The sequence below is a fragment of the Stenotrophomonas lacuserhaii genome, from assembly GCF_014836545.1.
GTDB classification, from domain to species: domain Bacteria; phylum Pseudomonadota; class Gammaproteobacteria; order Xanthomonadales; family Xanthomonadaceae; genus Stenotrophomonas; species Stenotrophomonas lacuserhaii.
Window position 1 is genome coordinate 1 of sequence record NZ_JACSQS010000035.1, and the last position, 3,102, is coordinate 3,102.

At 69.9% G+C, this 3,102-nt stretch carries 2 protein-coding genes; both read right to left on the bottom strand.

The window, feature by feature from the left end:
• Window positions 1-153: 153 nt before the first annotated feature.
• Entirely contained in the window at window positions 154-858 is a 705-nt protein-coding gene (gene tsaB / locus H9654_RS17655; protein ID WP_191771986.1) for a tRNA (adenosine(37)-N6)-threonylcarbamoyltransferase complex dimerization subunit type 1 TsaB, read from the bottom strand.
• A gap of 11 nt (window positions 859-869) precedes the next feature.
• Window positions 870-2,906 (bottom strand): DNA repair helicase YoaA, encoded by a 2,037-nt coding sequence (locus H9654_RS17660; RefSeq protein ID WP_191771987.1) that lies wholly within the window; start codon window positions 2,904-2,906, stop codon window positions 870-872.
• Between the last annotated feature and the right edge of the window lie 196 nt (window positions 2,907-3,102).

A 3,102-nucleotide genomic window follows, 5' to 3' on the forward strand; every position in this document is an offset into this window, starting at 1 on the left:
GGGGCTGGGCGGGGGCGTTGAGCGCCATGGATGGCGCGAAACGAGGCCCGCAGGATGCGGCTTCTGCCGTCCCCCGCCCCGCCCCCCCGCCCGGCCCAACCCAGCTGCGGCAACCAGCAGCCACCCGCGAGGGGGGCCCACCCGTTCGCGACCTCAACGCTGCTTGGACGCCCGCAACGCCCGTTGCTCGACCAGCGTCAACGCCACGTTGTCGCGCAGGTACGCCGGCTCCACCCGCTCCGGGGCGATCGCTTCGCCGCGCGCCAACATCGGCAGGGCGAGCGCCAGAACATCCGAAGCACGCGGCAACGCCGTGGCGTCCACGCTGCTCAACGCAGGGCCCAGCTGCGCCGCGATCGCACCCTCGGCCGCGGCAAAGCCGGTGCCCACGCCAGCGCAGCGGATTCCCTCGGGCAGCACCACCGCCTGTGGCGGGCACACCCGCTCTGCATCCTGCAGCCAGGGCAAGCCATCGACCTGCTGATAGCGGGCCACGTAGACCTCGCCCATCCGCGCATCGATGGCAGCCAGCACCTGGCCGGCCTCGGCCGGCGCGCGCATCGCCAGTGCCTGCAGCGTGGAAACCGGAATGAGCGGGCGATCCAGCGCCAGCGCAACGCCCTGCGCCAGCGCGATGGCCAGACGCACACCGGTGAACGCGCCCGGACCGCGGCCCAGGGCGATGGCATCAAGCTGCGAACGCGCGATGCCTGCCTCGGCGAGCAGTTCCTCGGCCCACGGCAGGGCCAGCTCGGCGTGCCGGCGCGGCGCGATCTCAAAGCGTTCGCGTACCTGCCCATCCACGTGGACGGCAACGGAACAGGCTTCGGTGGACAGTTCAAAGGCGAGCAGTTTCATCGTTTCAATGTTCAGAACAGGGAGAGCGGCGTACCGGGCGGCGGCACGTCATCGGGAGCAGGCGCAGGCGCCGCCGGCAACCATTGTGGGGCAAAGAAGGCCTGTACATCGGCCAGCGCGCGAGTGCGCCGGAACGGTGGCAGCGAGTCCAGGAAGACCCGGCCGTAGCCGCGGTTGAGCAGCCGTGGGTCGCACAGCACCAGCACGCCGCGGTCGGTCTCGCTGCGGATCAGGCGGCCGACGCCCTGCTTCAGCGCGATCACCGCCTGGGGCAGCTGTTCGTCGCGGAAGGGGTTGCCCCCCTGGGTGCGGATTGCCTCCAGCCGCGCCTCGAATACCGGGTCGTCCGGTGCGGCGAAGGGCAGCTTGTCGATGACCACCACACTCAGCGCATCACCGACCACGTCTACGCCCTCGCGGAAACTGGCCGATCCCAGCAGCACCCCGTTGCCGGATTCGCGGAAGCGCTGCAGCAGCGTCGCACGCGGCGCCTCACCCTGTACGAACAATGGCCAGGGCCCGCCGCGCAGCGCTTCGGCCGCCTCGCGCAGCGCGCGATGTGATGCAAACAGCAGGAAGGCACGCCCGTGCGAGGCCTCCAGCACCGGGCGCAGGGTGGCGATCAGCGCGGTACCGAACCCGCGCGCGGCCGGATCCGGCAAGCCTTCCGGCAGGTAGCACAGCGCCTGGGTCGGCCAGTCGAAGGGGCTGGGCTGGACCAGAGTGCGCGGGTCGTCCAGGCCCAAGCGCTGGATCACGTGTTCGAAGCCACCGCCGACGGTCAACGTAGCCGAGGTGAATATCCACGCCGCCAGCGTGCGCTGCCGGTGTTCGCGCAGTGGACCGGACACATCCATCGGCGTGCGCTGGCAGCGGAATCCCCGCGGGGTGAGTTCGTACCACAGCACATCACCGGCTTCGCCAACCGCCGTGTCCGGCTCGGCATCGAAGTCCAGCAGCGGCGCGTCATCGCCCAGCCAGCGACCGAGCCGCGACACCGCCTCGCGCGCGCGCGCATGGCAGGCGTCCAGCCCGGACGAGGCTTCGCGCAGGCCTTCCAGCCCCTGCAGCAGGGCATGCAGTGCACTCATCGCCGCATCGAAACCATCGCGTACCTGCGGCACGGCCAGCGCACGCCACTGCGTGCCGCGCGATGGCAGACCGTCCATCGCGGTACGCAGGTCGATCAACGCGTGCTCCAGCGCCGAAACCGGCGCCTGCAAGGCGGCCTGCGCACCGGCCACACTGCGCGCTTCCAGCAGGCAGTCGCGCGCCAGCTCCTGCCACGGACGCATGCCGAAGCCTTCACCGAAGAACTGTGCCGCCAGCTCGGGCAGCTGGTGGGCTTCATCGATGACGAACGCTTCCGCCCCCGGCAGCAGCTCGCCGAAGCCTTCCTGCTTCAACGCCAGGTCGGCCAGCAGCAGGTGGTGGTTGACCACCACCACGTCCGCGGCCTGGGCGCGCTGGCGCGCCTGCACCACGAAGCAGTCATCGTAGTAGGCGCAGTCAGGGCCAAGGCAGTTGTCCACCGTGGAGGTGACCATCGGCAGCAGCGGGGAATCGTCGGCCAATGCATCCAGTTCGGCCATGTCGCCATGCCGGGTACGCCCGGACCAGGCCAGGATGCGCTGGAACTCGGCCGCTTGCTGTGGCGAGCTGAAACGCGGTTCGCCGCGCGCCTGCTGCAGCCGGTAACGGCACAGGTAATTGGCGCGCCCCTTGAGCAATGCACTGCGGTGGCCGACGCCGAGTGCCTGCCGCACGCGCGGCAGGTCGCGATGGTAAAGCTGGTCCTGCAGCGCGCGGGTACCGGTGGAGATGATGGTTTTCATCCCCGACAGGAGCACCGGCACCAGGTATGCATAGGTCTTGCCGGTGCCGGTGCCCGCCTCGGCCAGCAGCAGGTCCCGCTGCTGCAACGTTTCGGCAATCGCTTCGGTCAGGCACAGTTGTGCCGGGCGCGGCACGAACGCGTCCAGGTGGGAGGCGAGCGCCCCGCCCTGGCTCAGCGCCTCGCGGCTGGCATGGACAAGATCAGGCTTCATCAACGCTGACAGGATACTTGGTAGGGAGCGATTTCGCCGGGCCGCGCCCGGCAGCGCCAGAAGCCGACGTCAAGATCAGGATCAAGATCAACAGCTGCAGGGTCGTGCGGTTGGCGGGACGGGGTGGGTTCGTGGGAATCGCCGCAAGTACGTCCCTGTAGGCTCGCCATCCGCTTGCTCGCCGGTGCAGTCCTGC